The following is a 26,635-nucleotide window of genomic DNA, read 5'->3' on the forward strand; positions in this document are numbered from 1 at the left end:
TCCCACGTGCTCGATGTCGACGCCATCGCGGGTTCCGTCACGCTCCTTCCTGCCCCTCGGGTGTGCGAGATCCGGGCCGGCCGCTGGCCGCAGGCATCGCTTCCGATCGACGTCGTCGCCGTCGACGGGATGCCGGCCGAGGGCTACCGCGTGGTGGTCGCCGACGGGCGCGCGCGGGTGGAGGCATCCGACCCTCGCGGCTTGCGCTACGGACGCACCATCCTGCGCGAACTGGGCGAGGTGAACGGCGGGTTCGTGCCGGGGGTCGTCATCGAGGATCGGCCGGCGCTGCGCCATCGGGGGATCATCGAGGGCTTCTACGGCGAGCCGTGGTCGCACGACGAGCGCCGCGCCGCGCTGCGCCTTGCCGGGCGACTCCGTCTGAACTCGTACGTCTACGCGCCCAAGGACGACCCCTGGCATCGCGAGCGGTGGCGCGAGCTGTATCCCGAGGCCGAGCTGAAGCGTCTCGCCGAACTCGCCCGCGACGGCTCTGCCCATGGGGTCGACGTCGTGGTGGCGATCCATCCCGCGGGGTCGATGGCGTTCTCCCACGACAGTGAACACGAGCTGCTCGCTGCGAAGGCGCGGCAGCTGCTCGACGCCGGCATCCCGTCGGTCGCGCTGCTGTTCGACGACGTCCCGCTCGAACCGGCGCACGCCGCCGATCGCGAGCGCTTCGGCTCGGGGGGCGGCGCCCTCGGCGAGGCTCACGCCCTGACGGCTCGGCGGTTCGCCGAGCAGGTGCTGCGACCGCGCCGACCGGACGCCGAGCTCTTCGTCGTCGCAACCGACTACGCGGGCACCGGATCGTCGGAGTACCGCACGGCATTCGCGGCCGGGCTGCCCGGCGACGCGTTCGTGTGGTGGACCGGCCGAGACATCGTGGTGGGCGACATCACCCGCGCCGACATCGACGCCGCCGCGGAGGTCTTCGGCGATCGGCTGCTGCTGTGGGACAACTTCCCGGTCAACGACTTCGACCGCGGTCGCGCCTTCCTCGGCCCGCTGGTCGGCCGCTCCGCCGATGTCGAGGGCTCGGCCCTCCACGGGGCCTGGACCAACCCGATGGTCGAGTTCGCGCCCGGCGGCTTCGGGATCGCGGCGTTCGCGGACTGGGCCTGGAATCCCGCCGCCTACGACCCTGAACGCGCCGCGCAGGCGGCCCTGCACCTCGTGGCGGGGACGGATGCCGCGGCCCTCGCACCCCTCGTGCGCACGTTGTCGTCGTGGCCGCCGTCCGCGCCGATGGATCCCGAGCTGGCGCTCGCCGCCGAGGCGGCGCTCGCCGGCGATCACACCGCGGAACTGCGGCGGATCCTCGAGGAGCTCGCCGCGCTCGGCGGCCTCGCGACGGAGCGGGAACCGGCGCGGTCGCTGCGCCCGTGGCTCGAGGCCGCGCGCGACATGGGCGCCGCGGGAGTGGCGGCGCTCGCCTACGACGAGGGGACGACGACGCGCCCCGAGGTCGAGGCGGCACTGGCGCGGGCGGAGGCGCACCCGGCGAAGGTCGCGACAGACGTCGTGCCGCCGTTCGTGCGCGCCGTGCTGGAGCGTGCGGAGCGCTGACGTGCGATCAGCCTGCGGCGCGGCCTCTGACGCGGATCGGCGCAGCGCGCACGCTGACCTGGTGCGCCCGACGGGGCGGGTGGACAATGAGCCATGGTCGTCGAGCCTCCCGTCGATCCTGGGGACGCGGGCATCCCGCCGGCGCCGGAGCCATCGCTCTCCGACGCAGCGCTCGGGCGGCGCGCGCAGATCCTCGCGACCGAGCACTGGGGACTCCTCGCCGCACGCGGCACGGCGCAGTCCGAGGTGCTGACCCGGATCACCATCTATCTCACCCTCGTGTCGGCCGGCCTGGTCACCATCGGCCTTCTCGGTCAGGCGACGAGCTTCGACGGCTGGTTCACCGGAGCCGCTCTGGCGATCCTCGGGTTCCTCGCGCTCGTCGGGCTGATGACCCAGACCCGGGTCCTCAACGTCGCCGAAGAAGACCTGATGTACGTCGTCGCCATGAACCGGCTGCGGGGCGCCTACGCCGACCTCGACCCGTCGATCGAGCGCTACTTCCTCGCGGGAATCGCCGACGACCGTCTCGGCGTCGAGCGCACGTACTCGTTCCTGCGTCACCGGAACTTCAGCCATCTCTTCGGCAGCTCGTTCACGCTGATCATCATCGTCAACGCGTGCGTCGTCGGACTGCTGGCCGGCTCGTGCGTCGTCGCGGGCAGCGGCGCCATCGGGTGGGGGATCGCGGCCGGCGTCGTCGTCGCGCTGAGCATGGTCGTCGGCTTCTTCGCCTACGGCACCTGGACGTACCGCGCGGCCTGGCTCAACCACCAGCCGCTGCGCCGAACCCGCGAGCCGGGGGCGGGGAGACGGTCCACGACTCCGACGCCGCCGCTCCGACGAGCCGGCGAGATCGCCGCGGCACGCGGCATCCGTAGCACAGCGCATCGGGGATGGCATCCCCTGGAGAGATCAGGCCGGCGCCTGCGACTGTGGGCGTATGCAGACTCGACCCGGCCTCCTGCACGACGATTCCGTCTCCATCCTCACGCGCGGCTACGATGCCGGGGCCCACATCTGGCGCCGCGTCCGCGCCGGCGCACGATCGGCCCCGATGCGACTGCTCGGCAAGGACGCGCTGCTGGTGCGGGGCGCGGAGGGAGTGGAGCTCTTCTACGACGAGCGGCGCATCGCGCGCCACGGGGCGATGCCCGCGCTCGTCCAGGAGACGCTGTTCGGCCACGGGTCGGTTCACAGCCTCGATGGTGACGACCATCGGCACCGCAAGGCCACCTTCGTCGACGTCGCCTACGAGGACGCGCAGGTCGAGCGCCTGAGGCCGCTGCTCGAACGGGAATGGCAGCGCGAACTCGACGCCTGGGCCGGCGGAGGAGTCAGGACGGCCTACGACGCCGCCGTGGGCGCCTTCGGCCGAGCCGTCATGCAGTGGGCAGGGCTTCCGGGAACGGCAGATGCGCAGACGCGCTGGGCGGCGCGGCTCGCGCAGATCGTCTACGGCTTCGGCGCACCGTACTCGCCCGCTTTCGTCGCCGCCCATGCGAACCGCTGGTGGTCCGACCGGCACGCCGAGCGGCTGATCGAGGCGGTGCGGTCCGGGAGCCTGCCGGCCGAGCCGGGAACGGCCCTGGACGAGTGGGCGCAGCACCGGGACCGCACCGGGGAGCTTCTGCCTGCGAAGCTCGCCGGCATCGAGCTGCAGAACAGCATGCGTCCGATGATCGCGGTCGCGCGCTTCGTCGCCTATGCCGCCAAGGAGCTGCACGACCGGCCGGAGTGGCGGGAGCGGATCACGGCCGAGACCGCGGAGCGCGGGACGCTCGTGGATGGCCCGCTGGCGGTGATGTTCGCTCAGGAGATCCGGCGCACCGCGCCGTTCGTGCCGATGCTGCCCGGCTGGGCCCTCGAGGACGTCGACATCGACGGACAGCGGATGGCTGCCGGCGGGCGCGTCGTGCTCGACCTCCTGGGCACGAACACCGACCGTCGTTCGTGGGCCCACCCCGACGACTTCGAGCCCGAGCGCTTCCGGGACGTGGAGGACTACGAGGCGCTGACCGTCTTCATCCCCCATGGCGGCGCGGACGTGGCGACCGGCCACCGGTGCCCGGGAGAGAAGCTGGCCATCGCCGGCCTCGCGGTCGCGATCGCGGCGCTGAGCGACCCGCGGGTGACGGTCCGGGGCTCGGGGCTCGAAGTGAATCGTCGCCGACTGCCCACGATGCCGCGCTCGGGCGGCCGGGTGCGCCGGTCGGGCGAAGGAGCGCGCTGCCCCTTCCATTGACGGATGCCGAGACCGCGACCTCCGCGAGGCCTGAGGTACGCGCGCCCCTGAGCCGGGCGGGTCCTCGGGGCCGAGGCGTTCTCACGCCGTGAGGTCCACCGGCGTGCCGTTGAGCGTGATCTCGAAGTCGGGATCGTCGAACGCGACCCGCAGCAGCGCCTCGTGAGCGCCCCCGCGCCAGCGGAGCACGAGCGATGCGTCGTCGGGTGCGTCCCACGAGAACGTCCCCGCGAAGACCGGATCCCGGCGCAGCCGTGCGAGCGCGAGCTGACCGCGCGTGACGTCGGTGTCGAGCGCCCGCCGCACTTCTTCGGGAGTGTAGCGATGGCGGTTCACCTCCCGTCCCTGGCCGGTTCGCGCGAAGAGCTCGGTGTCGTCCACGCCGCCGAGCAGGCCGACGTAGTAGAACTGCGGTTCGCCGGGCAGGAAGATCTGAAGCGCACGGGCCAGCAGCATCCGCCGGTCATCACGCCCGAGCACGCTGAAGAAGGTGGCGTTGATCTGATGCGGCAGGGTCATCCAGGCCGGGATCACGGACGCGACCGACGAATGCCCGCCGGTCGCGTCGTGCGCGCGCCGGAAGACCTCTGCCATGTCGTCGTGCGACAGCAGTCCCGGGCGGCCCGCCGACGGCCCGGCGTCGATCACGCCGATGCCGTCGTGCGTATCGAGCACCGTCACGGCGTTATCGGGGCGGATGCCGAGCCACGAGGCGATGCGGTCGCTGCGGCCGGTGGCGAAGGCGTCGAGCAGGAGCGGCGGGAACGCGAAGTCGTAGACGAGATCGACCAGCGGCGCGATCGCCTGCTGCTGCGAGTGGTGCGCGTGCACCTCCACCAGCACGCGCATGCCCCGCGCGCGGATCAGCTCGGCAGCCGTCGCCACGAACTTCAGCGTCGCGGGCGTCATGAACGAGTCCGTGCCGGGGGTCTTCACCGCGTAGCCGACGGCGTCCAGGCGAACCGTGGCGACGTCACCGGCGGCGAGGGTGTCGGCGAGGCGTTCGAGATAGGCGACGCCGGCAGGGTCGGCGACGTCGATGTCTATCTGAGAGGGCATGAAGGTCGTCCACACGAGGCGACGGCTGCCGTCCGCAGCGCGGTAGGGCGTGAACGGCAGGCCCGGACGCGGGCGGTAGAAGGCGGTGATGTCGTCTTCGGATGCGCCGCGCGGGAACACACGATCGAACGTGAGGAACATGCCGTCGTGAGGTGACGCGGATCCTCGGGCGAGCCAGTCCTCGAACTCGGCGGAGCGGTTCGAGACGTGATTCACGATGAGATCGGCGGTCACCTCGCGCGTGGAGGCGATGCCGCGGACGTCGTCCCACGAGCCCAGCCTCGGGTCGACGGCGGCGTGGTCCACCGGGTCGAAGCCGGTGTCGTCGCCGTCGAAGGGGGTGAAGAACGGCAGAAGGTGGACTCCCGTGAACACCGAGAGCTCCTCCGTCAGCACCCGGTCGAGTCCCGCGAGGTCGCCCGCAAGGCGGTCGGCGTAGGTCAGGAGCGAGACTCCGCTCACGGCTCGCTCCTCAATGCGGCGACGAACGCCTCGGCTCCGGACTCCGGCGAGGTGAGCACGCGTGGATCGTCTCCGGCGCCCGGCGCCATCGACGCCTGGGCGAGGACGATGACGTCCAAACCGGACGCCTCCCTGATGGCGTCGGCGATGAGCGCGTCGTGCCGCTGCTGGTCGCCTGCCGATCGTGCGGCGGCCGCGCCCTCGACCACGTGCGCCGTCACGTCGACCTCGGTGCCCGACGCAGCCGCACCGACGAGGCGGCTCGTGGGCCCGAGGGTGGCAGGCAGCGTCGCGAGGACGAGGACGCGTCCGCTGCCCGAGCGCGCGCGCTCGACGGCGGTCGCCGCCATCGCCGCGTCGACTCGCACGAGGGTCAGGCCCACGGATCTCGCGGCTTCCGCCGCCGCCTCGCCGATCGACGAGCACGTGACCAGCACCGCGCGTGCGCCGGTCGCGCGCAGGCCGTCGAGGTGACCGCGGATGTCGCTCACGACGTCGTCGGTGATGCCCGACGCGACCGCGCGCGCGAGCAGCGAGGGATCGGCGACGTGCACGATGTCGAGGTCGTCGCGGCGGCCGGTCAGCAGCCCGTGGAAGACGGGAACCAGCGCGGGGACCGTGTGGAGAACGCCGGCGCGCATGCTCAGGCGTCCTGCCACGGACGCGCCGAGCCGTCGACGATCTCGGCGAGCGCCTTCAGCCGGTCCACCGAGCGGGCGCGCAGCACGTCGCGCACACGGTCGCTGCCGACGATGTCGCTCCACAGTGCTCTTCCTGCAAGGAATCCACTGGCGCCCTCCAGGCACGCCGCTCGGACGGCATCCGCGAAGCGGTCCCGCTCGACGCCTTGGGAGAGGACGACCCACGGGCCTGTTATGCAGCGGTTCAGCTCGGCACTCGCGGCGCGCTGCTGAGCCTCGTCACCCGCACCGGCGAGGGGAACCTGTGATTTGTAGAGGTCGGGCCGCAGAGCCGACAGCTCGCGCGCGGCCTCGCGGATCGCGGCATCCGGATCGAAGTCGCTCTCGCCGGGCGCCGCGCGGACGACCGGCTCGAGCACCGAGAGCACGCCGTGGGCACGGGCGACCTCGATGAAGCGGCTCGCGAGTTCGACGCGCGCCTCCCGGCGCTCGTCGCGCCGCCAGATGAGCAGCAGCTTGAGGGCGTCGACCTGCTCCGGAATCGCGGCGAGCGCGGCCTCATCCAGCGACGTGTCTTCGACCGGGCCGCCGTCGGCCTGATCGAGTGCGTCGACGGCGAGGATCAGGCCGGTCGTGTCGGGCAGCGCGGCGCGGACGCGATCGAAGCCGAACTGCCGATCGGCGAGGAAGCCCGAGGCGTAGGGGCCGAGTTCGGCCGCCACGGCTTCTTTGAAGTCGATCAGCACGTCGTCGGCGGGGCGTCCGCGACCGGCGACGTCGAACATGTGGCGCAGGCTCTCGCGCTGGTCCATCGCAACCATGGCGAAGGCGCCGCTCGGACGGGCGATGGCATCGAGGGTGGTCATCGGTCTCCTTGGGTGAGGACGGTAGTGAGGAACCGTCGGTAGGCGTTGTCGAGGTCGGGGGCGTCCGCGGGAGCGACGGTCGCACCGGAAAGGGTGAGAGCGGCGGATGCCGCGCCCTGACGCACCGCGGCGAGGAGCGCGGCACCGGCGGCGACCGGTTCGCCGGCCGCGGCGAGGCTCGTGGGAACCCCGCCGGCGGCGATGAGGCGCGGCCAGGCGGGGATGCGCTCGGCGAGCGAGCCGAGGACGGTGATGCCGGTGGCCGGCGACCCCGCCAGAGCGTCGGCGGTCTCTCGCATCCAGCGGGCGTGGAGGACGAGGGACTGCAGCAGGGCGCGCGCGCGGCCGCCGGTGCCGCCGTCGTGGCCGAGCACCCGGACGCGTGCGGCCGGGTCGGGCGACGGGCACTGGCGACCGGAGGGATAGGGGAGGACCACGGAGCCGCTCGTCGCCCACGCGTCGCCCGAGAGCTCGTTCAGCCGCGCGAAGATCTCGTCCTGCGGATGCTCCTCGTCCCACCACGCGAGCAGGGCCCCGCACGCGGGGCTCCCGCCGAGGATCGTGCGCGCCGCCCCGTCGACGGTGCGCCCGACCGAGATGCCTTCCGCGACCGCGCGCTCGGTGGCGGCGGCATCCGTCACCCGGACGACCGCCTCCGCCGTGCCGAGGGAATCGGCGACGGCGCCGGGCCGGCGGGCGCCCACCGCCCACGCGCCGACGGCGTGATCGTGTCCGGCGACGTGGACGGGGACGCCCGCGGGCAGACCGAAGACGCGAGCGGTCGCGGTCGTGGTCGAGACGGCCTCGCCGGGCGACCGCAGCTGCGGGAGAACGGAGCGGTCGATGCCGACGGCGTCCAGAAGATCGGGGTCCCAGTCCTCGCCGTCCGCGCCCGCCATCATCGTGCGAGCCGCGAGGGTGTGGTCGGTGGCGCGCTCGCCGCAGAGCGCGTGCGCGACGAGGTCGGCGACGCCGGCCCAGTGCCGCATGGCGGCGAAGATGTCGGGACGCTCCGCCCGCAGCGCCGTGAGGGCGACGGCGGCCGGCTTGGTCGTCGCCGGCACGCCGGTGTCGCCGGGCAGCCGCGGAAAACGTGCCAGCAGCGCGTCCAGGTGCGCGCGGTCGACGCGTCGATCCCATCGCAGCAGCGGAGTGAGGGCGCCCCCGTCGGCGCCGACCGCGACGCCGCTCTCGGCCATGGACGCGATCCCGACGGCCGCGACGGGCTCGCCCGCTCCGTCGAGGCATCCGCGCGAGACGGCGGCGACGGCGGCGATGAGTTCCGCGGCGTCGGTCGGCGTGGGGGTTCGCCGCACCCGCAGGACTGTGACGTCATCGCCCACGGCGACGAGGGCGGCCTTCGTCGTCGTACTGCCGATGTCGAGACCCAGGGTGAGCGTCACGGGTCAAGTTTGTGACATTTCGAACAGTTTTGCCAAGTTTGTTCAATAATCGTCAGGGCGGAAGGATGGGTTCATGCGATACACGGGTGCGCCGGGACGCCGCGCCGAACTCGAGCGCCTGGTCACGGCAGATGGCTATGTCGCCTCGGCGGACGCCGCCCAGCGGCTCGGCGTCTCGGAGATGACCGTGCGCCGAGATCTGCGGCTGCTGGAGGATCAAGGCGTGCTCCGTCGTGTCGCCGGCGGTGCGACGATCGCCGCCGTGGGTGTGCCGTTCGAGCGACGGGGCGCCGTCGGCGCGGCGCAGAAGCGTGCGATCGCCGAGCTCGCCGCTCGCGAGGCCGCAGGTGCCGAGGTGGTGGCGCTGGACGCGGGCACGACGGTCGCCGGTGTCGCCTCCCTGCTGCGCGCGAACACCATCGTGACGCACTCGCTTCCCGTCATCGAGGCTCTCGCGCGAGAGCCCGAGCCGCGACTGGTCGCCGCCGGCGGCCACTACCAGCCCGACACCCGATGCTTCGCGGGCCCGCTCGCCGAAGAGACCCTGCGCGGAGTGCGGTGCGATCTCGCCCTGTTGTCGGCGACGGCGGTCGGGCTCGACGGGCTGTGGGGCACGAACGTGCTCGACGCCGCGATCAAGCGCATCCTCGCCCGGCAGTCCGAACGCGTGGTGCTGCTCGCCGACGCCGACAAGCTCGCGCGGACGTCGGCCGTGCGGATCGCCGGGCTCGACATCGTCGACACGCTCATCACCGACGACCGTGCGGACCGCGACGTGATCGCCCGCTTCGAAGACGCGGGTGTCGTCGTGCGGGTGGCGGGATGAGCGTCGAGCTCGGCGTGATCGCCGACGACATCACCGGCGCCTGCGATGTGGCGGCCGGCGTGACGGCCGCGGGACTCGGCGCCGAGGTGCGGCTCGGCGTTCCCCGTGCCGATGAGGCGCCGACCGAGGCGTGCGTCATCGTCGCGCTGAAGTCCCGGACCGCGCCGGTCGCCGAAGCGGTCGACGAGAGCCTCCGCGCCGCACGGGTCCTGCGTGTCATGGGGGCACGCCGGATCTATCAGAAGTACTGCTCGACGTTCGACTCCACTGACGACGGCAACATCGGTCCCGCCGCCGATGCCCTCGTCGACGAGCTGGGAGCCGCCGCCTCCGTGGGCACCCCTGCCACGCCCGCCGTCGCGCGCACGATGCACCGGGGCCACCTGTTCGTCGAAGATCGGCTGCTCTCGGAGTCGTCGCTCGCGCACCATCCGCTCACGCCCATGCGCGACCCCGATCTGGTTCGTGTGCTGGGGCGCCAGACGTCGCGCCCGGTCGCCTTCGTGCCGGTCGAGGCGGCCCGGGCCGGCGCTGCGGCGGTGGCCTCCGGCATCCGCGACCTCCACGCCGCCGGCGTGCGCCACGTGCTCATCGACGCCGTGGAGGAGGGAGACCTGGATGCCGCGGCCGGGGCCGTCGCCGACGCGGACGACCTGCTGCTCGGCGGGGCGGCCGGCCTCGCCGTCGCTCTCGCGCGCCGACTCGGCGACGGGCAACCCCGCCGTCCCGTACCTGCGCCCCCCGGCGCCGCCCTCATCCTGTCGGGGAGCGGCTCGGAGCGGACGCGGGCGCAGGTCGCTGCCTTCCGCGGCCCGCGGCTCGATCTCGACGTCGACACGCTCGCCACAGATCTCGATCGCGCGGTGGCCGAAGCCGTCTCGTTCATCGACCGCGCGCGCGGCGTTCCGCTGATCTCCGCCACGGCCGACCCTGCGGCCGTCCTGCGCACGCAGAAGCAGTGGGGTCGTGAACGGGCGGCGGCGCTGGTGGAGGACGCGCTCGCCGCCATCGCTGCGGCCTCGATCGCATCGCTCGGCGTGCGGCGCATCCTCGTCGCCGGTGGCGAGACATCGGGGGCGGTCGCGGCGGCGCTCGGCGTCTCGGTGCTCCGGGTGCGGCGCGTCGCCGCACCCGGCGTCGCGTGGACGACGGCGACCGACGCCGCCGGCCGCGAGCTGGACCTGTGCTTCAAATCGGGGAACTTCGGCGCTACGGACTTCTTCTCGGCCGCCTTCGAGGAGGACGGATGACCGCCGAGCAGCTGGTCCAGGCGTGCCGCGCGGTCGCGTCGGCGGGACTCTCGCCCGGGAGCTCGGGAAACGCGAGCGTGAGGGCCGGCGACCGGATCCTGATCACCCCGACGGGCTCGTCGCTGCGACGGGTGACCACGGGCGACCTCGCCGAGCTCGCGCTCGACGGGTCGCACCTCTCGGGCCCAGCGCCCACGAAGGAGTGGGCGCTGCACTGCGCGGCGTATCGCTCGCGTCCGGAGGCTCGCGCCGTGATCCACCTGCATTCCCGGGCGGCGACCGCCGTGTCGTGCCTCGCGTGCCCTCCGGGCGCCGACCCGCTGCCCGCGTACACGCCCTACCGCATCCGCACACTGGGGCGGGTGGCCCTGGTCGACTACGCGCCTCCGGGATCGAACGCGCTCGCCGACGGGGTCGGCCGCGCCGCGGAGGGGGCGCACGTGATGCTGCTGGCGAACCACGGCAGCGTCGTCTGCGCGACCGACCTGCTGCGTGCCGTCGACCTCTGCGAAGAACTCGAGGCGGCTGCCGAGCTCGCCCTCACGCTGCACGGTCGCGACGCGCGCCGGCTCGACCCCGGATCCGCCTGGGGCTGAGGACAGACGCGGGGAAGCGACCGCGCCTGAAGAGCCGGAGGCGGCGCTCAGAGCGACAGCACGCCTCCCTGGTCGCGCAGCGCGCTCTGCAGGTCGTCCACGTCGACATCCTGCACGGCCTGCCGCCGCCGCGCCGCGGCCGCCGCGGCCAGCCCGGCGGCGTGGCCGAGCATCTGGTACTGCGGCTCCATGCGGACCGATGAGAATGCGACGTGCGATGCCAAGATGCACACCGCCGCGACGAGGTTCGAGCACTCGTCCCGTCGAGGGACGAGTGCCGAGTAGCCGATCCCGTACACCGGCACCGGAACCGACAGGTAGCCCTCGTTCACCACCATCGCGATCGGCTGCGGATGCTCGTGCACCCACCGCCAGGTGCGCTGCACCTCGCGGATGTCCAGGTGGTACGACCCGAGGGCGACCACGTCGCGGGGCACCGCTCCCGCGCGCAGCTCGTGCTCGGTCAGGACGACGTGCGAGACCATACGACGCGCCTCACGCACGTACAGCTGGTGGGGCAGGTGACCGGTGTCGGCGAATTCGTCGGCCGGAAGCCCCCACTCCTGCATGCCGCGGCGCACCTCGGCAGGGACGGCCGGATCATTCGCGAGGAACCAGAGGAAGTCCTCGGCATGGTGCAGATGATGCCGGCGGATCTGCTCACGGCGGAGGGCATCGGCATCCGGGTACTCCCACGCGCTCCCGTCGAGCACGCTCAGCGAGAACGGTCCGAGCGAGTTGCCGTCGGCCTTGCCGCCGGGAAGGTTCGGCTCCAGGCCGACGTACCGGCCCGCGGGATGCACGTCGCCGCGTCGTTCGGCGTCGGCGAAGATCCGCCGGCCGAGCTCCCACCGGGCGTCGTCGTAGCCGTCGCGCCGGCGGAAGGGGATGCGGTCAGCCGCCCGCGAGAGGCAGACGCGGTAGCCGAACGACATGACACCGCCGTCGCCGTGCCCGACCTCCGCCATCGGCGCCGGCTTGATCTGCGGCAGCAGTTCGCCCTCTCGCAGACCGGCCGGGTCATCGCGGAACGGCGAGATCCAGGGTGGCATGGCGTGGCGGCCCGGCACGACCTCACGACGGCCGGCGAACTGCTCGCCGTGGAGTGCGCGGGACTCGCGGCCGATGGCGTACGAGACGCCGGATGCCGCGAGCAGATCTCCCTCGTAGCTTGCGTCGACGAACACGGCAGCCGCCGCGCGCGTCCCGTCGCCGAAGGCCGCAGTGCGGATGCGGCCATCGTGCGTCTCGACGCCGACGAGCGGCGCGTGCATGACCACGGTCACGCCGGCCCGGTCGAGCCAGCGCAGGAAGATCTCCTCGGCGACGTGCGGCTCGGGTCCCGCGTATCGACCGACCGGCACGCCGTAGTGCTCGGCCACGGCGGCCCGGAACTGGGCAGCCATGCCGCCCAGGGCTCGCGGGTCGCCGACGTCGGTATAGCCCAGGCCGCCGCTCGTCATGCCGCCGACATGTCGGCCCGGCTCCAGCAGGAGCACGCGCGCACCGGCTCGCGCGGCGGCCACCGCCGCGCAGACCCCTGCCGACGTGGCGCCGTAGACCGCGACATCCGCGTCGATCATCGGGCTGCCCTGCCGGCGAGCACAGGAGAAGCGGTTCGCGCAAGCCCGGTGACCATTCGACGCCCCGTGTCTACCCTCGCATCGTGACAGATGGGGAGCGGTTGCGGGGACGCGGAGTCCCGACGTATAGTCGCAAGCATGTGGTAACGATGCCACATCTCGATGTGGAGAAGTGAGATGACGAACAACGATGCTCGCGAGCCCGCGGAACGCGGGGTTCGGCCATGAGCCTCACATCCCAGCCCGACGCCTACGTCGAGGCGCTGGAGGGTCGAGCCGAGAGCGGCGAGGGGAAGCGCAGGAAGAAGAAGCGCGCTCCCAAGGTCAAGACGCACTACAACAAGCGCGAGGCCATCGCGGGCTACCTCTTCATCTCGCCCTGGATCATCGGCTTCCTCGTCTTCACCGCGGGCGCGATGGTCTACAGCCTCTACATCTCGTTCAGCAACTACAACCTGGCGACGAACACGGCACGACCGGTCGGCTTCGAGAACTACGCGCGCCTCTTCGAGGATCCCCGCGTGGGCGTCTCGCTGGCCAACACACTGTTCTACGTGGTGATGGCCGTGCCGCTCGAGATCATCTTCGCGCTGGTGCTCGCCATGCTGCTCGACCGCGCCTCCCGCGCCGCCGGATTCTGGCGCACGCTGTACTACCTGCCGAAGATGACGCCCGCCGTCGCCACGGCGGCCGTCTTCTTCCTCCTGTTGAACGGCAACACGGGAGCGATCAACCAGGGACTGCGGCTCATCGGCATCCAGGGTCCGCAATGGCTGGTCGATCCCGCGTGGGTCAAACCGAGCATCGTCATCATGACGCTGTGGACCGTCGCGGGCACGATGGTGATCTTCCTCGCGGCGCTGAAGAACGTGCCGCGTGAGCTCTACGAGGTCGCCTCGCTCGACGGCGCGGGACCGATCCGCAAGTTCTTCTCGATCACGCTCCCGATGATCTCGGGCGCCATGTTCTTCAACATCATCGTGCTCTCGATCGCGGCGTTCCAGGTGTTCGACCAGGCCTTCCTGCTGTTCTGGCGAGATCAGAGCAACTCCTCGCCAGAGGCGTCCCTGTTCTATGCCATCTACCTGTTCCAGCAGGCCTTCCGGCAGTTCAACTTCGGTTTCGCCGCCGCCATGGCCTGGCTCCTGTTCGTGATCATCATGGTCATCACGGTGATCCAGGTGAAGTTCGGAAATCGCTTCGTCTACTACGAGGGAGACCGCTGATGTCGGCGTCGCTGCAGACCCCGGGCGTCGCCAGGCCCGTTCCCGAGGCGGCCACCGTCGCCGTCACCGTTCCTCAGCGCTCGCGCTGGCGCCGCAGCATGGCGCGGCCGAAGTCGCTCGTGGGCCGCATCGTCCTGACGATCGTGCTGATCGGATTCGGCCTGCTGTTCCTCTACCCGTTCGTGTGGCTGCTGTCGGCCAGCCTCAAGCCCCGCGGCGAGGTCTTCGACAACTCGCTCATCCCGAAGACGTGGATGCCCGAGAACTACGTCGAAGTCTGGAATCAGCTGCCGCTGCTGAGCTGGATGTGGAACAGCGTCGCCATCGCGCTCCTCGCAGCCGGCGCCGTCGCGATCTCGAGCTCGATCGTCGCCTTCGGCTTCGCCTACTTCAAATTCCCGGGACGCGGCCTGCTCTTCGGGCTGGTGCTGGCGACCATGATGCTGCCGGGCGCCGTGACGATGATCCCGATCTACCTCATCTGGAAGGAGACGGGCTTCCTCGGCACGTGGGTTCCGCTGTGGGGCATGAACCTGTTCGGCTCGGCCTTCTACATCTTCTTGCAACGCCAGTTCTTCCTCGGTCTGCCGAAGGAGCTGTTCGAGGCCGCACGCCTGGACGGCGCGAGCTACTGGGGACTGTTCTGGCGCATCGCGATGCCGCTGTCGATCCCGTCGTTCGTGATCGTGCTCCTGTTCGAGTTCCAGGCGAGCTGGAACAATCTGCAGGCCGCGCTCATCTATCTGAACGCAGGAAGCGTCGAAGACTTCACGGCGCCACTGGGCATCGCGTACGCCATGACGAAGTACAGCCCCACGGCCGGAGGGCAGGGGGACTACCAGTACGTGATGGTCGCCTCACTCCTGGTGACGCTTCCGATGCTCATCATCTTCGCCTTCGGCCAGCGGTACTTCATCGAAGGTGTCGCGACGCAGGGCCGGAAGGGATGATCCGGATGCCGCAGGCGCACTGACTCGACACCCACCTTCACATCCACGAGAAAACACCCGATCGAAAGGGAAACAGATGCGCAAGCGCATTATCGGAATCGCCGCCATCGCGGCGTCGGCCGTCGTGCTCGCCGGCTGCGGCGGCGGCGGCGGAAACGGCGGCGGCGGCGAGGCGGCGGACTTCTCCGCAGAGCCGACCGGCACCCTGAAGGCGTGGGGCTTCGAGAACGCGGACGATGTGGGCCAGTCGCGCGTCGACTATGCGGCCGAGCAGCTGACCGACGTCGAGGTCGACCTCGACGCCACCGCGTTCGACGCCCAGAAGTTCACCACCCGGATCGCGAGCGGCGACGTCCCGGACGTCGTGCAGATGGATCGGCGCTACGTCACGCAGTACGCGGCGCAGGACCTGATCATGCCCCTCGACGACTGCTTCGAGGCGCAGGGCGTGACGCCCGACGACTACTGGTATCCGTTCGTCGTGGACGACGTCCGGTACGACGACGCGGTGTGGGCCGTGCCGCAGTTCTACCAGCCGCCGGCGATCATCCTGAACAAGCGGGTGATGGACGAGGCCGGTGTGACGAACGAGGAGATCGACACGTCGAACCCCGACGCCCTGCTGGGCGCCGTCGAGAAGATGTACCAGGAGTCGGGCGGCGTGCCCACGCGACTCGGCTTCGACCCGGTCTCCACCGGGCAGGCGCCGCTGTGGATCCTCGGCATGGGCGGGCAGCTGACCGACGAAGAGGGCGTGCCCACCCTCGACGATCCGGCCAACATCCCGGCCATCGAGCTGCTCAAGCAGATCAATGATGCTCAGGGCGGCTACGCGGCCGTGAAGAGCTTCACCGACTCGTTCGACACCTTCGGCGAGAACAACCAGTTCGTCGCCGACCAGGTGGGTGCGCAGGTCAACGCCCAGTGGTACCCGAACGTGCTGTCGCCGTACGTGGATCAGATCCAGATCGAGGCGGTGCCGTTCAAAGACGCCGAGGGGAACCCCTTCTCGGTCTCCGGCGGCACGGCGTTCGTGATCCCGATGGGTGCCGAGAACGCGGCCGCCGCGTGCGCGTGGATGGTCGAGCTCACCAGCGAAGAGGCCTGGGCCGCTGCCGGCGAGGCGCGTGCCGAGACCCGCGCCGAGGACGGCGGCATCAACACCGGCCTGTTCACCGGTTCGCCCGGCCCCGACCAGTCGATCCGCGAGGAGTACGTCGTGGAGTCGGGGAACGCGGGCTTCGACCAGACCATCTCGACGTACTACGAGGTGCTGGACTACGGCCAGTCGTTCGGGTCGTCGCCGGCCGGTCAGGACATCCAGAACGAACTGAACAACGCCATCACTGCGGCGCTGCTCGGCGACAAGACGCCCGAAGAGGCGCTGGCCGACGCGCAGGATGCCGCGATGCGGGCATACGACAACGCGACGGCGGGCTGATCCGCAACGCTCGCTCCAGGGAACCAGGGCGGGTCGACTTCGGTCGACCCGCCCTTCTCCTTCCTTCGCTCCTCTTCCCATCCCTCGACCACCCGGGAACCTCACCTCGCCATGTCCCTCCAGCAGATCCTTCTCATCGGCCACACCCACCACGACGTCGGCTACACCAACAGCCCTCGCCTGATCGACCGGATGCACGGGCGCATCGTCGATCGGGTGCTCGAGATCGCCCGTGAGCTCCCGGCGACCGGATCGGACGGCTTCCGCTGGACCTTCGAAGTGGCACGTCCGGTGCTCTCGTTCCTGCGCCGAGCGACGCCTGATCAGGTGGCTCAGCTCGCGGACCTCTCGCGAACCGGCGCGGTCTCGGTGACCGGCGGGTACCTCAACATGACGCAGCTGCCCAGCTCCTTCGAGTTCGACGCCGCCTACGAGCAGCTCGAGAGCATCCGCGCGGCCGGCATCGACATCCGCACTCAGCAGCACGGCGATGTCAACGGCCTCTCGTGGGGCGTCGTCGACCAGATGCGCGACGCCGGGCTGACCCGGCTGGTGATGGCTCTCAACCCCGACCACGGCCGCGCGCCGTTCACCCAGCCCAGCGGCTTCTGGTGGGAAGGGCCGTCGGGACGCCGTGTCTTCGTCTGGCTGTCGACGCACTACGGCTTCGGAGAGGAGTGGGGCATCGTCGACGGCGACGCAGTACGAGCCGAGGCCCGTATCGCGGAATTCGTCGACGAGCTCGAGAAGCGCCCGGACTATCCGTGGAGCACGGCGATCGTGCACGCGGGGAACGACAATCGCTGGCCGACCGCGCACTTCCTGGGCATCGTGCGTCACTGGAACGCGAGGCATCCCGAGCTTCCGATGCGCACGGCGACCATCGACGAGGCGCTCGACCAGCTCGAGTCGGAGGTCGAAGGCTTGGATGTGCCGACGGTGCGCGGTGAGTGGGCGGACTGGTGGTCGCACGGCCACGCCTCGACCGCGCGCGAGGTGGCGGTGTACCGCGAGGCCCGCTCGTTCGCCCGCGCCGCCCAGAGCACGCTCTCCCTCGCCGCGCTCAGCGGGTCGGTTCACGAGCCGGGCTTCGACGTCCTCGGCTATCGGCGCGGCCCGGTCCGCCTGCGATCCGACGACGAGGTCGCCGAGACGCTCCGCCACGTCGACGAGCAGCTGCTGCTGTACGGCGAGCACACGTGGGGCAGCTGGGAGACGTACTCCAAGCCCCACTCGACGTTCAGTCACTCGCATCACAACGCCAAGTCGGCGTTCGCCTACGAGGCCTTCGACCACGCGCGCGACCTCGCCATCGAAGGGTGGTTCCGCTACGCCTACGCCGATGGCGAGGATCCGGATGCCGCAGCCGAGGCCGCCGAGCGCGCGGGCGGCGACGAGGGCGGCGTGATCGTCGTGGTCAATCCCACCGAGGCGCCGCGGCGCGAGCTCGTGGATGTCGAGATCGGGGGAAGCCGTCGAGTCCGGACGCTGGCCGAGGTCGCGCCCTTCGGCGTCACGGTGCTGCCGGTTCCCGTTCCGCAGACCGAGGAGGCGGTGGAGGGGCCGATCGTCGCCGGCCGATATCGGGTGAGCGTCGATCCGGGGCGCGGCGGCATCGTGTCGCTCATCGACACGACGGACGGCCGTGAACTGGTGGATGCCTCGGCCGAGACGCCGCTGGGCGCGCTGGTCGACGAGCTCGTCGAGGCCGGGTCGCGGCACCCGATGATCACGACATCGCCGAAGCACTTCCATCCCGACCACCCGGGCCCGGGTTTCCTGCGCGCGGTGGCCACCGGCACGGAGCCCGTGCGCGTCCGCCGCAGCGGCGGGGTGACCGAGATCCGATGGGAGACGGCGACCCCCGGCATCCCGCGCGTGGTGTCGACGCTCGTGATCGCCGACCACGCCGCCGACGTCGAGCTCGACGTGCACGTGAGCAAGCCCGAGCGGTTCGAGCCCGAGAGCGTCTTCGTGTCGTTCCCGTTCGCTGTCGCCGAGCCGGACTTCCTCCTCGAGACGGCGGGCGCGGTGTTCGCGGCGGAGCGGGAGCAGCTGCCGGACACGAGCAAGGACTGGTACTCCATCCAGCACGCGGTGGGCATCGCGGGCGCCGACGCTGGTGTGCTCTGGGGCGCCATGGACGCCCCGCTGGTTCAGGTCGGCGGCTACCACACCGGCACGTGGGCGACGGCGCTCGACGCTCCGCGCGGGCACGTCCACAGCTGGCTGATGAACAACCTCCACTTCACCAACTTCCAGGCGCGGCAGGAGGTCACGCGGCGGTTCCGCTACCGCTTCCGTCCCGTCAGCGCGTCGCCGTCGACGCCCGCCCCGACCAGGGCCGACGTGCGGCGGTACGGGCGGGATCTGCTCGAACCGCTGCAGGCGCGCCATGCGCCCCTCGCCCCTCGGCTCACGCGCGGCGACGCGCTTGCCGTCGAGCCCTGGCCCGAGCTGCTCGTCGAGCTGCGCCCGGTCGCCGACGGCGTCCGGGCGCGACTGCGCAACATCACCGATGCGCCGGTCCTCGCCAGGGTTCTCCAGGGACACGCCGCCCTGTCGGTCGAGGTGCCCCCAGCGGGCGTCGCGGACGTCACGCTTCGTCGGGCATGATGCGCCTCGGCGTGCGGAGTGCGTGCCGGTGCGCAGCGGTCGCTGCCTGAGTCAGATGTCGTCGGTCGAGGAGGCGCCGTCCCAGTCCGCACCGAAGGCCGGCTCGGTCTCGACGACGGCGGTCGGGGTCAGCCGGCCGGCCTTCGCGTCGAGCTCGCCGATGACCGCCTCGTCGACGAGCTCCGGATGGTCGGTGTCGGCGTCCTGGGCCACGATCTGGCTGGCCGGGCCGATGAGCACCATGACCTCGACGACCGAGCCGTCGTCCCCGACGGCCGGCACCGCTATGGTCTCGGCCTGCCCGGCCTCGGCCAGCGCCCCGCTGTATCTCATCAGCGCCGCGGCGATCCTGTCGCCGGTCAGGAACTCGGTGCCCGCGTAGATCACCCTTTTCACTCCTCGGTTCTACGCCCTCCGTGTGGAAAACCACCCGGGGTTGCACCCTGTCGGCGAACACGCTAGAAAGCGGCTCCTCACGCGGGCGCCGCGAGGTCACGCCGGTTCGAGGATGGCGAGGTGCTGCGTCGCCCGCGTCATGGCGACGTAGCGGTCGACGGCGCCCTCGATGCCGGCGCCGAGACGATCGGGCTCGACCAGCACCACGAGGTCGAACTCGAGACCCTTCGCGAGCTCCGGGGTGAGCGAGCGCACGCGCTCGCGTGCCGAGAACGCGGGATCTCCGATCACGCAGGCGATGCCCTCCGGGTGATCCGCGACCCACGCGTCGAGGATCGCGTCACGATCGGCCACCGCCGCGTGCGTCACCGGCGTCCCGCTGCTGCGCACCGAGGTCGGGACGTTCGCGTCCGGGATGGCCGCACGGATCACCGGCTCCGCCTCGACCATGATCTCGCTCGGCGTCCGGTAGTTGATCGTGAGCGAGGCGAGCGAGACCTCCGTCAGCCCGGCATGCTCCAGGCGCTCCTGCCAGGTCTCGGCGAAGCCGTGGCGTGCCTGCGCCCGGTCGCCGACGATCGTGAAGCTCCGCGACGGGCACCGGGCCAGCAGCATCCGCCATTCCGCGTCGGTCAGCTCCTGCGCCTCGTCGACGATCACGTGCGCGAAGGGTCCGGCGAGCAGATCGGGATCGACCGACGGCAGTGCGGCTTCATCGACGAGGCTGTTGCGCAGGTCGTCGCCGTCGATCCACTGCAGCAGCTCGTCTCCCGCCTCCTTGAGTCTCTCCACGACCTCGCCCATGTACTCCCGCTCGCGGGCGAGCGTCGCCTCGCGTTCGCGACGCCGCCGCGAGGCGATCGGGTCGCCGAGCCGCCGCCGCGCCGCGTCGAGCAGCGGCAGATCCGCCGTGGTCCACGCTGCGGGCTCCGCTCGCTGCAATCGCTGCACGTCGTCGGGCGAGAGCCACGGCGCGCAGCGGCGCAGGTACGCCGGCACCGACCACAGATCGGCGACCAGGACGGATGCCTCGACCAGCGGCCACGCACGGTGGAAGGCGCGCGTGAGCTCCTCGTGCCGCGCCAGCGCTCGCCGCAGCTGGTGCGGCGGCACCTCCTCCCCATCGACCTGGTCGATGAGGATGTCGAGCAGCGTCTCCCACACCTGGTCGCGCGCCTCGTTGTGCGCAGTGCCCGGCTCGGGGGAGGCGAAGGCCTCTGCCCAGTCGTCGGCCGACAGCCACAGGTCCGCCCACGGTGTCTCGACGCGAAGGCCCGTGGCCGGCGGCTCCTCGTAGAGCGCGACCGCGGGCTCGATGGCGTCGATCATGCGCAGGTCGGCCTTCAGACGGGCGACGGCCGGGTCCCGTTCGATCCGCGCGCCGGCTCCCTCGGCGATCAGATCGCCGAGGGTGCACGTCTGCACGCTCTCCTCGCCGAGGCTCGGCAGTACGTCGGTGACATACGAGAGGTAGGCGGGGCTCGGGCCGACGAACAGCACGCCGCCGCGACCCGCGCCGAGGTGCGGATCGGAGTAGACGAGGTACGCCGCGCGGTGCAGCGCGACGACCGTCTTGCCCGTTCCGGGTCCGCCGTCGACGACGAGTGCACCGCGCGAACCCGCACGGATGATCGCGTCCTGGTCGGCCTGGATGGTGCCGAGCACGTCGCGCATCTGCGGCGAGCGGCTCGCCCCGAGGCTCGCGATGAACGCCGACTGGTCGTCCAGAGCGGCATGGTGCTCGAGGCCCTCCGGTGTGAAGACCTCGTCCCAGTAGTCGGTCACGCGGCCGCCGGTCCAGCGATAGCGGCGGCGGCTGAGCAGACCCATCGGATCGGCGTGGGTGGCGCCGAAGAACGGCTCCGCCGCCGGCGTGCGCCAGTCGAGGAGCAGACGCCGGCCGGTGGGGTCGTTGAGCCCGAAGCGGCCGATGTAGAGGGGCTCGGCGTCGCCCGTGGGCACGATGCGGCCGAGGCAGGCGTCGAGGGTGAAGCGGCGGAGCACGCGGAGGCGACCCGACAGGCGATGGATCTCGAGGTCGCGCTCGAGTGCGGCCTGGCCACCGCCGCCGGGCTGCAGGCGGAGCATCTCGAGGCGGTCCGAGATCTCGGCGATGGAGCGCTCGAGGCTCTCGACGACGGCGGCGAAGTGCTGCTCGTCGGCGGCGATGAGGGCAGGGTCGGCCTTGGCGACAAGGCGGTCGGCGAGCTGGAAAGGGCTGGTCATGGCGGGGTTCACGGCATCGACTCCGAGCTGCAGGCGGGGTGGAGGAGGGGCGCGCGGGTGGCGGTTCTCACGGGCGGCCGACCAGTATGCGCCACTGAGGGGCCCTTGCCGCAAGGCCCCCCTGTCCCGTTATCCTGGAAAGGGCAGGGGGTTCCGCTCGTCTCGCCGGCGCGGCCCAGAGCCCGCGGCGCTTCTCCGCCTCATCCCTGTCGACCGGCCGACTTCCTTCCGCACGGTATTTTTGATCGAGGTCCTGAAAAGGACCGCGTTCCTGACGGGAGACGACGAGGATGCCGGACCGCCCCCGCGAGCACCCGCATGCCGCCGCGCCGTCGCTTGCGCCGTCCACTGCGGGGCCGATCGCGATCGTGGGCGCCGGCCGCATGGGCGCCGCGCTCGCCGCCGGACTCCTGGCCGCGGGACTCGACGTGCGTGGCCCGCTCCGTCGTGGTGCACGTGCGGAGGACGCCGCGATCGTGCTGCTGGCGGTTCCGGATGCCGAGATCGACGCCGCGGCCGCGCTGATCGCCCCCGGGCGAACGGTCGGTCATCTGTCAGGTGCGACGACCCTAGCGCCGCTGTCACCGCACGAGGCCTTCAGCATCCATCCCCTCATGACCGTCACCGGCCACGACACCTCGTTCGCCGGCGTGCCCGCCGCCGTCGCCGGATCGACGGCGGACTCACTGGCGGTGGCAGAGGCGCTCGCGAGCGCCCTCGGACTGCGGATTCTGCGGGTGGACGAGAAAGATCGTCCGGCCTACCACGCCGCCGCGTCGATCGCCGCGAACTACCTGGTGGCGCTGGAGGTGTTCGCGGAGGAGCTCGCGGCGACCGCCGGCGTCGACCGCGCGGCGCTCGCGCCGCTCGTGCTCACCGCAGCGCGCAACTGGCAGTCACAGGGGGCCGCGGCGCTGACGGGACCCGTCGCCCGGGGAGATGACGAGACCGTCGCGCGCCAGCGCGCCGCCGTGGCCGAGCGTCTGCCCGAACGCCTTGCGCTGTTCGACGCTCTCGCCGCCGCGACGCGCGACCTCGCCGGCCGCGGACCGGGCCCGTCCGGAGGTGCCCGACCGTGATCATCGTGCGGACGGTCTCCGACCTGCGCACGGCGCTGCGCGAGCGCCGCGACACACCGGTCGGCCTGGTGCCGACCATGGGCGCCTTGCACGAGGGGCATCTGACGCTGGTTCGCGCCGCGCGCGCCGAGAACCGCACCGTGGTGATGTCGATCTTCGTCAACCCGACGCAGTTCGATGAGCAGGCCGACCTCGCCGCGTACCCGCGCACCGAAGACCGCGACGCCGCCCTCGCGGCCGAGGCCGGGGTCGACATCGTCTTCGCACCCGATGCGGCCGAGATGTATCCGACCGGGTTCGCCACCACGGTGCGCATCGCCGGGCCGGTCACCGAGACGCTCGAGGGCGCACAACGCGGCCGCGCGCATTTCGACGGGGTCGCGACGATCGTCACGAAGCTGCTCCTCGCCGCCCTCCCCGACGCCGCCTACTTCGGCGCGAAGGACGCGCAGCAGGTCGCGGTGCTCCAGCGCCTCGTCGCCGACCTCGACCTGCCGGTGCGACTGGTGGTGTGCCCGACCTCGCGCGACGCCGACGGCCTCGCCCGCTCGAGCCGCAACGCCCGCCTCACCGCCGACGAGCGCGCACGCGCGCTCGCGATCCCCCGTGCCCTGCAGGCGGTGACGGATGCCGCGGCCGCCGGCCTCGCCGATGTCGAGGCGCTGCGCGCACGCGGACTCGCCGAGCTGGCCGGCGAGGGCATCGACCTCGAGTATCTGGCGCTGGTCGATCCGGCCACGTTCGAGCCGGCCGCTGCGCTTGATCGCCCGGTCCTCGTCGCCGTCGCGGCACGGGTGGGGCGCACGCGACTCATCGACAACACCGTGATCTCGGCCCACGCCGTGGGGCCCGGCCCGCTCTCTCAGGAAGGGGCATGATGCGTCCCCAGATCACTCTCCGCCGCCTCGCCGAGATGAAGGAGGCCGGTGAGCCCATCGTCATGGTCACCGCCTACGACTATCCGACGGCGCGCGCCGCCGAGCAGGCCGAGGTCGACATGGTGCTCGTCGGCGACTCGGGCGCGCAGGTCGTGCTCGGGCACGACTCGACGGTGCGCGTGACGGTGGACGAGATGCTGGTGCTCGCGGCGGCGGTGCGGCGCGGCATCCGCTCGGCTTTCGTCGTCTGCGACGTGCCCTTCGGGTCGACCGAGGTCTCGGACGAGCAGGCCGTCGCGACGGCGATGCGCTTCGTCAAAGAGGCGGGCGCCGACGCCGTCAAGCTGGAGGGCGGCGGCGCCATGCGGCTCAGCCGGATCCGCGCGATCGTCGCGGCGGGCATCCCCGTCGTCGGTCACGTCGGCCTCACCCCGCAGACGGCCACGGCGCTCGGCGGGCTCCGCGCGCAAGGCCGCACGGCGGACTCGGCCGCCCGCTTCGCGCGTGAGGCGCTCGCCGTGCAGGAGGCGGGCGCGAGCCTTCTCGTGATCGAGGCGGTTCCGAGCGACGTGGTCGAGGTCGTGCTGCCGTCGGTGAGCATCCCGGTGATCGGGATCGGCGCCGGCCCGGCCGACGGTCAGGTGCTCGTCATGCACGACCTGCTCGGCATCACCGAGGGCAGGACCGCGTCGTTCGTGAAGCACTACGCCGCCATCGGCCCCGACATGGTGGCGGGCGTCGCCGCGTACGCACAGGACGTGCGGGCGCGGGCGTTCCCGGCCGCCGAGCACGCCTACTCCGCGACGGACGAGGCGGTGGCCGCCGCCCGGGCCGCGCTCGAGGACGCCTGAGCCGCCCTCTTCTTCAGGGACGGATGCCGTCGAGTTCGCGCCGCAGGTACTTCGGGGCCTGCACGAACCATGCCTCGGTGACGAGCTCGGTGAGGTGCGTCTGGTCGATGCCGGCCATCCGGAACGCGACCTTGGGCTCGCTCCACGTCGTGGTGGCGCGCAGGAAGACATCGGGTGCCATCTCGCGCAGGGCCAGCGCGTCGAGGCGGTCGCCGACCTTCACCCCGACGACGAGCTCGGCCGCGATGATCGCGCGCATGTCGTCGGGGATGCTCGGCCACGGGTGGCACTCCCACGCATAGAGCTTGCTGCGCACGAACCATGCCGCACCGCCCGTGGTCATGCGCTCCTCGCTGCCGGGCAGCCCGGCGGCGATGCGGCGCAGGTCGTCGAGGGTAGCCACACCGCGAGCGTACGGCGAACCGCCGACACCGGCATCCACTCGCCTTCTCGGCCATGCGACTCGCCAAGACACGCCGCCGCGGGCGCTCAAGCCCGGCGTGTCCTGGCGAACGACCCGCTCTACGGGAGGGCTACTCGCTCTGGTCGGACTCCTCGTCCGGGATCTCGTCGCTGCGCGGGCCGACGACGTCGCCGGTGATGGTGTGCTCCCGCTCCACGTCCTTGATGACGTCGGTCTTCAGGTCGCTGGCGGGGTTGGAGTCCTCCGGCGAGAGCCGGGGAATGGGCGTGTCCGACATGTTCTCTCCCTTCCTGACGGCGAGCGTACGATCGGCGGCGCGGCGCTCCACCCCCGTTGCGCTCAGGGGATCCCCGGTGTAGCGCGGTGCAGCAGGCCCGCCGGGAGCGGCGGGCGCGTCAGCCGCGGGCGCGCTGGCGGAGCGCTCGCAGGTAGCGCCGCCGGGCGACGGCCTGGGCCACCAGCAGCGCCGGGTACGCCGCCCGCCACCGCGGACTGTCGCCGGGACGCGTCAGCGACCGGATCGTCAGCGTCACCTCGTCGCTGGCCCGGTGCACGATGAACGCCTCCTCTCCCGAGATGGGATGGCCCGGCAGCGTGCGGTAGGCGAAGCCGACCCGGTCGGGCGTCTCGACGACCGCCACGACCTCGACGGGCTCCTTGATCGAGAGCCCGAACGCGTGCGCCGTGATGAGGGGGCGGTCGCCATCCGCAGCCGCGCCTTCGGGGGTCACCCGGAACCCGCTGCGCGTCTTCACGCCCCACCTCAGCACCTCGGCGCGTGCCCAGTCCCAGACCCGTCCGCCGCGGCCGAGGACCGTCGATCCCTCCCACCGGCGGAACCTGTCGTCGGTCGCCGGCCAGACCGGCTCCGCGGGCCGGGTGAGCGTCGTCCATTCCGACGCCGTCATCGCCAGGGCGCTCCGTCGTCGAGCTCGCCCCGGTAGAGGTCGCTCAGTTCGGCCTGACCCCCCGCGTAGGCCCGCCTCTGCCGGGCGGCGCCCGAGCCGTCGCGCGCGACGCGGCTGAGCAGGTCATCGACGAGCCGGTGAGCGGATGCCTCGGCGAGGTGCGGTCGGATGTGCTCGTCGAGCACGCGCAGTGCCTCCGCGGCGGGTATGAGGGTCCCGGTGAACGGATGCACCAGGGTCGAGCCAACACCGTACCGGGCGGCGTGCCAGAGCGCCGCATCGGTGATGTCGATGTCGGAGGATGCGGATGGCTGGTCGGCTGCCGCGACCACGAGCGCCCGCGTGATCAGAGCGAGCGCAACGCTCGAGCGCCCGTCGAGCTGGGAGTCGAACACCCGGATCTCGATCGTCGGGTAGTGGACCGACAGGCGCACGTTCCAGTTGATCGTGCCGTGGTCGGAGCTCGCGCCGATGCCCCAAAGGGCGTCGAGAGTCCTCTGCTGCTCCGCCGCGTCGCGGAACACGGGCGGAATTCCGTGCGTGGTCCAGCGTCGACCGTGGATGGCCCGCCAGCTGTCGAAGCCGGTGTCATCTCCCTGCCAGAACGGCGAGTTCGACGCCAGTGCGAGCAGTGTCGGCAGCCACGCTCGCAGCGCGTTGGAGGCGCGGACGCCGAACTCGGCGTCCGGGATCGCGACGTGCACGTGCAGCCCGTTGATCTGGTGATCGGGCGTGATCCCGGCGATGTCGCGGGCGATGCGCGTGTAGCGATCCGTGCTGCTGACCCCGAAGTGCTTCCGGACGCGGAACGGCGTGCCGGTGCCGGCCGCGATCACGCCCTCCTCTTCGGCCCACATGGCAAGTCGCCGGCGGAAGCCGCGCACCTCGTCCCAGGCCTCGTCGGCGGAGGAGAGCACAGGGGAGGCGAACTCGACCTGCGAGGGGAAGAACTCCCTGTCGACGACGCCGGCGCCGGCGTCGTGCAGCGCGGCGATGGCCTCGGGCCCACGGTCCACCGCGGTCAGCGTCACCGGGTCGAGCAGGACGAACTCCTCCTCGATGCCGAACGTCGGCTGCATCGCCCTCTCCGTTCCCCGCCCTCGGGCATCACTCTGGCAGACGATCCGCTCACTCGCCCGC

24 protein-coding genes are annotated in these 26,635 nt (G+C 71.7%); 13 read left to right on the forward strand and 11 right to left on the reverse strand.

The genetic code is table 11. The annotated features are described in order from the left end of the window. Window positions 1–6 precede the first annotated feature (6 nt). From WYM_RS19270 to WYM_RS04870, 3 genes are all read left to right on the forward strand, one after another. Entirely contained in the window at window positions 7–1,569 is a 1,563-nt protein-coding gene (locus WYM_RS19270; RefSeq protein ID WP_019179707.1) for a beta-N-acetylglucosaminidase domain-containing protein, read from the forward strand. Between the two features lie 93 nt (window positions 1,570–1,662). Then, a complete protein-coding gene (locus WYM_RS22155; protein WP_019179708.1) occupies window positions 1,663–2,781 on the forward strand; it encodes a hypothetical protein in 1,119 nt (372 codons plus the stop codon). After that, on the forward strand, window positions 2,720–3,814 hold the full coding sequence (locus WYM_RS04870; protein ID WP_423793901.1) for a cytochrome P450: 1,095 nt from the start codon (window positions 2,720–2,722) through the stop codon (window positions 3,812–3,814). Before WYM_RS22155 ends, WYM_RS04870 begins: the two co-directional genes overlap by 62 nt. Window positions 3,815–3,895: 81 nt before the next feature. On the opposite strand, the gene WYM_RS04875 is transcribed toward WYM_RS04870, so the two are convergent. Genes WYM_RS04875 through WYM_RS19285 form a run of 4 tightly spaced genes read right to left on the reverse strand, consistent with a single transcriptional unit; the run spans window position 3,896 to window position 8,245 of the window. Then, a complete protein-coding gene (locus WYM_RS04875; RefSeq protein ID WP_019179710.1) occupies window positions 3,896–5,335 on the reverse strand; it encodes an alpha-amylase family glycosyl hydrolase in 1,440 nt (479 codons plus the stop codon). After that, window positions 5,332–5,976 (reverse strand): aspartate/glutamate racemase family protein, encoded by a 645-nt coding sequence (locus tag WYM_RS19280; protein WP_040569065.1) that lies wholly within the window; start codon window positions 5,974–5,976, stop codon window positions 5,332–5,334. The genes WYM_RS04875 and WYM_RS19280 overlap by 4 nt, the downstream gene beginning before the upstream one ends. Before the next feature lie 2 nt (window positions 5,977–5,978). Next, window positions 5,979–6,842 carry a hypothetical protein gene (locus WYM_RS04885; protein WP_019179712.1) on the reverse strand — a complete coding sequence of 288 codons (864 nt, stop codon included), beginning with the start codon at window positions 6,840–6,842 and terminating at the stop codon, window positions 5,979–5,981. After that, window positions 6,839–8,245 (reverse strand): FGGY-family carbohydrate kinase, encoded by a 1,407-nt coding sequence (locus WYM_RS19285; protein ID WP_019179713.1) that lies wholly within the window; start codon window positions 8,243–8,245, stop codon window positions 6,839–6,841. The genes WYM_RS04885 and WYM_RS19285 overlap by 4 nt, the downstream gene beginning before the upstream one ends. Before the next feature lie 73 nt (window positions 8,246–8,318). Here WYM_RS19285 and WYM_RS04895 point away from each other — a divergent pair, with 73 nt between their 5' ends. From WYM_RS04895 to WYM_RS19290, 3 genes are read left to right on the forward strand one after another with little or no spacing between them, the layout of a single operon-like run. Further along, a complete protein-coding gene (locus tag WYM_RS04895) occupies window positions 8,319–9,071 on the forward strand; it encodes a DeoR/GlpR family DNA-binding transcription regulator (RefSeq protein ID WP_019179714.1) in 753 nt (250 codons plus the stop codon). Then, window positions 9,068–10,321, forward strand: coding sequence for a 3-oxo-tetronate kinase (gene otnK / locus WYM_RS04900; protein WP_019179715.1), 1,254 nt, complete (start codon window positions 9,068–9,070; stop codon window positions 10,319–10,321). Before WYM_RS04895 ends, otnK begins: the two co-directional genes overlap by 4 nt. Further along, a complete protein-coding gene (locus tag WYM_RS19290; protein ID WP_019179716.1) occupies window positions 10,318–10,917 on the forward strand; it encodes a class II aldolase/adducin family protein in 600 nt (199 codons plus the stop codon). Before otnK ends, WYM_RS19290 begins: the two co-directional genes overlap by 4 nt. Window positions 10,918–10,964: 47 nt before the next feature. Here the strand turns inward: WYM_RS19290 and WYM_RS04910 are convergent, their stop codons facing one another. Further along, window positions 10,965–12,500 (reverse strand): FAD-dependent oxidoreductase, encoded by a 1,536-nt coding sequence (locus WYM_RS04910; protein WP_019179717.1) that lies wholly within the window; start codon window positions 12,498–12,500, stop codon window positions 10,965–10,967. A gap of 224 nt (window positions 12,501–12,724) precedes the next feature. Between WYM_RS04910 and WYM_RS04915 the strand changes: the two genes are divergently transcribed. The 4 genes from WYM_RS04915 (at window position 12,725) to WYM_RS04930 (ending at window position 18,733) form a co-directional block, all read left to right on the forward strand. Further along, the gene (locus WYM_RS04915; protein WP_019179718.1) at window positions 12,725–13,726 is read left to right on the forward strand and encodes a carbohydrate ABC transporter permease; all 1,002 of its coding nucleotides are present in this window, start codon (window positions 12,725–12,727) and stop codon (window positions 13,724–13,726) included. Then, on the forward strand, window positions 13,726–14,676 hold the full coding sequence (locus WYM_RS04920; protein WP_019179719.1) for a carbohydrate ABC transporter permease: 951 nt from the start codon (window positions 13,726–13,728) through the stop codon (window positions 14,674–14,676). Before WYM_RS04915 ends, WYM_RS04920 begins: the two co-directional genes overlap by 1 nt. Before the next feature lie 76 nt (window positions 14,677–14,752). Beyond that, on the forward strand, window positions 14,753–16,117 hold the full coding sequence (locus WYM_RS04925) for an ABC transporter substrate-binding protein (RefSeq protein ID WP_019179720.1): 1,365 nt from the start codon (window positions 14,753–14,755) through the stop codon (window positions 16,115–16,117). Between the two features lie 111 nt (window positions 16,118–16,228). After that, window positions 16,229–18,733: a hypothetical protein gene (locus tag WYM_RS04930; RefSeq protein ID WP_019179721.1), complete on the forward strand. Its 2,505-nt coding sequence runs from the start codon at window positions 16,229–16,231 to the stop codon at window positions 18,731–18,733. 51 nt (window positions 18,734–18,784) lie between these two features. Here the strand turns inward: WYM_RS04930 and WYM_RS19295 are convergent, their stop codons facing one another. Together WYM_RS19295 and helR are read right to left on the reverse strand one after the other, a co-directional pair. Further along, on the reverse strand, window positions 18,785–19,129 hold the full coding sequence (locus tag WYM_RS19295; protein WP_157524890.1) for a hypothetical protein: 345 nt from the start codon (window positions 19,127–19,129) through the stop codon (window positions 18,785–18,787). 96 nt (window positions 19,130–19,225) lie between these two features. Beyond that, the gene (gene helR, locus WYM_RS04940; protein ID WP_019179723.1) at window positions 19,226–21,355 is read right to left on the reverse strand and encodes an RNA polymerase recycling motor ATPase HelR; all 2,130 of its coding nucleotides are present in this window, start codon (window positions 21,353–21,355) and stop codon (window positions 19,226–19,228) included. A gap of 290 nt (window positions 21,356–21,645) precedes the next feature. Between helR and WYM_RS04945 the strand changes: the two genes are divergently transcribed. The 3 genes from WYM_RS04945 to panB are packed head-to-tail and all read left to right on the forward strand — an operon-like array spanning window position 21,646 to window position 24,163. Beyond that, window positions 21,646–22,434 carry a DUF2520 domain-containing protein gene (locus WYM_RS04945; protein ID WP_019179724.1) on the forward strand — a complete coding sequence of 263 codons (789 nt, stop codon included), beginning with the start codon at window positions 21,646–21,648 and terminating at the stop codon, window positions 22,432–22,434. Then, a complete protein-coding gene (gene panC, locus WYM_RS19300; RefSeq protein WP_019179725.1) occupies window positions 22,431–23,312 on the forward strand; it encodes a pantoate--beta-alanine ligase in 882 nt (293 codons plus the stop codon). The genes WYM_RS04945 and panC overlap by 4 nt, the downstream gene beginning before the upstream one ends. Continuing rightward, window positions 23,309–24,163, forward strand: coding sequence for a 3-methyl-2-oxobutanoate hydroxymethyltransferase (gene panB / locus WYM_RS04955; RefSeq protein ID WP_019179726.1), 855 nt, complete (start codon window positions 23,309–23,311; stop codon window positions 24,161–24,163). Before panC ends, panB begins: the two co-directional genes overlap by 4 nt. A gap of 13 nt (window positions 24,164–24,176) precedes the next feature. On the opposite strand, the gene WYM_RS04960 is transcribed toward panB, so the two are convergent. From WYM_RS04960 to WYM_RS04975, 4 genes are all read right to left on the reverse strand, one after another. Continuing rightward, window positions 24,177–24,566 (reverse strand): hypothetical protein, encoded by a 390-nt coding sequence (locus tag WYM_RS04960; RefSeq protein ID WP_051008067.1) that lies wholly within the window; start codon window positions 24,564–24,566, stop codon window positions 24,177–24,179. A gap of 130 nt (window positions 24,567–24,696) precedes the next feature. Next, a complete protein-coding gene (locus WYM_RS04965; protein ID WP_157524892.1) occupies window positions 24,697–24,864 on the reverse strand; it encodes a hypothetical protein in 168 nt (55 codons plus the stop codon). A gap of 118 nt (window positions 24,865–24,982) precedes the next feature. After that, window positions 24,983–25,495 (reverse strand): DUF1990 family protein, encoded by a 513-nt coding sequence (locus tag WYM_RS04970; RefSeq protein WP_019179729.1) that lies wholly within the window; start codon window positions 25,493–25,495, stop codon window positions 24,983–24,985. After that, window positions 25,492–26,574, reverse strand: a complete 1,083-nt coding sequence (locus WYM_RS04975) for a carboxylate-amine ligase (RefSeq protein ID WP_019179730.1) — start codon at window positions 26,572–26,574, stop codon at window positions 25,492–25,494. Before WYM_RS04975 ends, WYM_RS04970 begins: the two co-directional genes overlap by 4 nt. Between the last annotated feature and the right edge of the window lie 61 nt (window positions 26,575–26,635).

It is taken from the genome of Microbacterium yannicii PS01 (genome assembly GCF_000304335.1).
GTDB classification, from domain to species: Bacteria; Actinomycetota; Actinomycetes; order Actinomycetales; family Microbacteriaceae; genus Microbacterium; species Microbacterium yannicii_A.

What these genes read in the sequence shown, in the direction of transcription:
- WYM_RS04965 (WP_157524892.1), bottom strand. Translation starts at nt 24,864, where the DNA reads ATGTCGGACACGCCCATTCCCCGGCTCTCGCCGGAGGACTCCAACCCC.
- otnK (WP_019179715.1), top strand. Translation starts at nt 9,068, where the DNA reads ATGAGCGTCGAGCTCGGCGTGATCGCCGACGACATCACCGGCGCCTGC.
- panB (WP_019179726.1), top strand. Translation starts at nt 23,309, where the DNA reads ATGATGCGTCCCCAGATCACTCTCCGCCGCCTCGCCGAGATGAAGGAG.
- WYM_RS04870 (WP_423793901.1), top strand. Translation starts at nt 2,720, where the DNA reads ATGCCCGCGCTCGTCCAGGAGACGCTGTTCGGCCACGGGTCGGTTCAC.
- WYM_RS04895 (WP_019179714.1), top strand. Translation starts at nt 8,319, where the DNA reads ATGCGATACACGGGTGCGCCGGGACGCCGCGCCGAACTCGAGCGCCTG.
- WYM_RS04885 (WP_019179712.1), bottom strand. Translation starts at nt 6,842, where the DNA reads ATGACCACCCTCGATGCCATCGCCCGTCCGAGCGGCGCCTTCGCCATG.
- WYM_RS19280 (WP_040569065.1), bottom strand. Translation starts at nt 5,976, where the DNA reads ATGCGCGCCGGCGTTCTCCACACGGTCCCCGCGCTGGTTCCCGTCTTC.
- helR (WP_019179723.1), bottom strand. Translation starts at nt 21,355, where the DNA reads ATGACCAGCCCTTTCCAGCTCGCCGACCGCCTTGTCGCCAAGGCCGAC.
- WYM_RS22155 (WP_019179708.1), top strand. Translation starts at nt 1,663, where the DNA reads ATGGTCGTCGAGCCTCCCGTCGATCCTGGGGACGCGGGCATCCCGCCG.
- WYM_RS19290 (WP_019179716.1), top strand. Translation starts at nt 10,318, where the DNA reads ATGACCGCCGAGCAGCTGGTCCAGGCGTGCCGCGCGGTCGCGTCGGCG.
- WYM_RS04970 (WP_019179729.1), bottom strand. Translation starts at nt 25,495, where the DNA reads ATGACGGCGTCGGAATGGACGACGCTCACCCGGCCCGCGGAGCCGGTC.
- WYM_RS04920 (WP_019179719.1), top strand. Translation starts at nt 13,726, where the DNA reads ATGTCGGCGTCGCTGCAGACCCCGGGCGTCGCCAGGCCCGTTCCCGAG.
- WYM_RS04915 (WP_019179718.1), top strand. Translation starts at nt 12,725, where the DNA reads ATGAGCCTCACATCCCAGCCCGACGCCTACGTCGAGGCGCTGGAGGGT.
- WYM_RS04945 (WP_019179724.1), top strand. Translation starts at nt 21,646, where the DNA reads ATGCCGGACCGCCCCCGCGAGCACCCGCATGCCGCCGCGCCGTCGCTT.
- WYM_RS04975 (WP_019179730.1), bottom strand. Translation starts at nt 26,574, where the DNA reads ATGCAGCCGACGTTCGGCATCGAGGAGGAGTTCGTCCTGCTCGACCCG.
- WYM_RS04925 (WP_019179720.1), top strand. Translation starts at nt 14,753, where the DNA reads ATGCGCAAGCGCATTATCGGAATCGCCGCCATCGCGGCGTCGGCCGTC.
- WYM_RS04930 (WP_019179721.1), top strand. Translation starts at nt 16,229, where the DNA reads ATGTCCCTCCAGCAGATCCTTCTCATCGGCCACACCCACCACGACGTC.
- WYM_RS04910 (WP_019179717.1), bottom strand. Translation starts at nt 12,500, where the DNA reads ATGATCGACGCGGATGTCGCGGTCTACGGCGCCACGTCGGCAGGGGTC.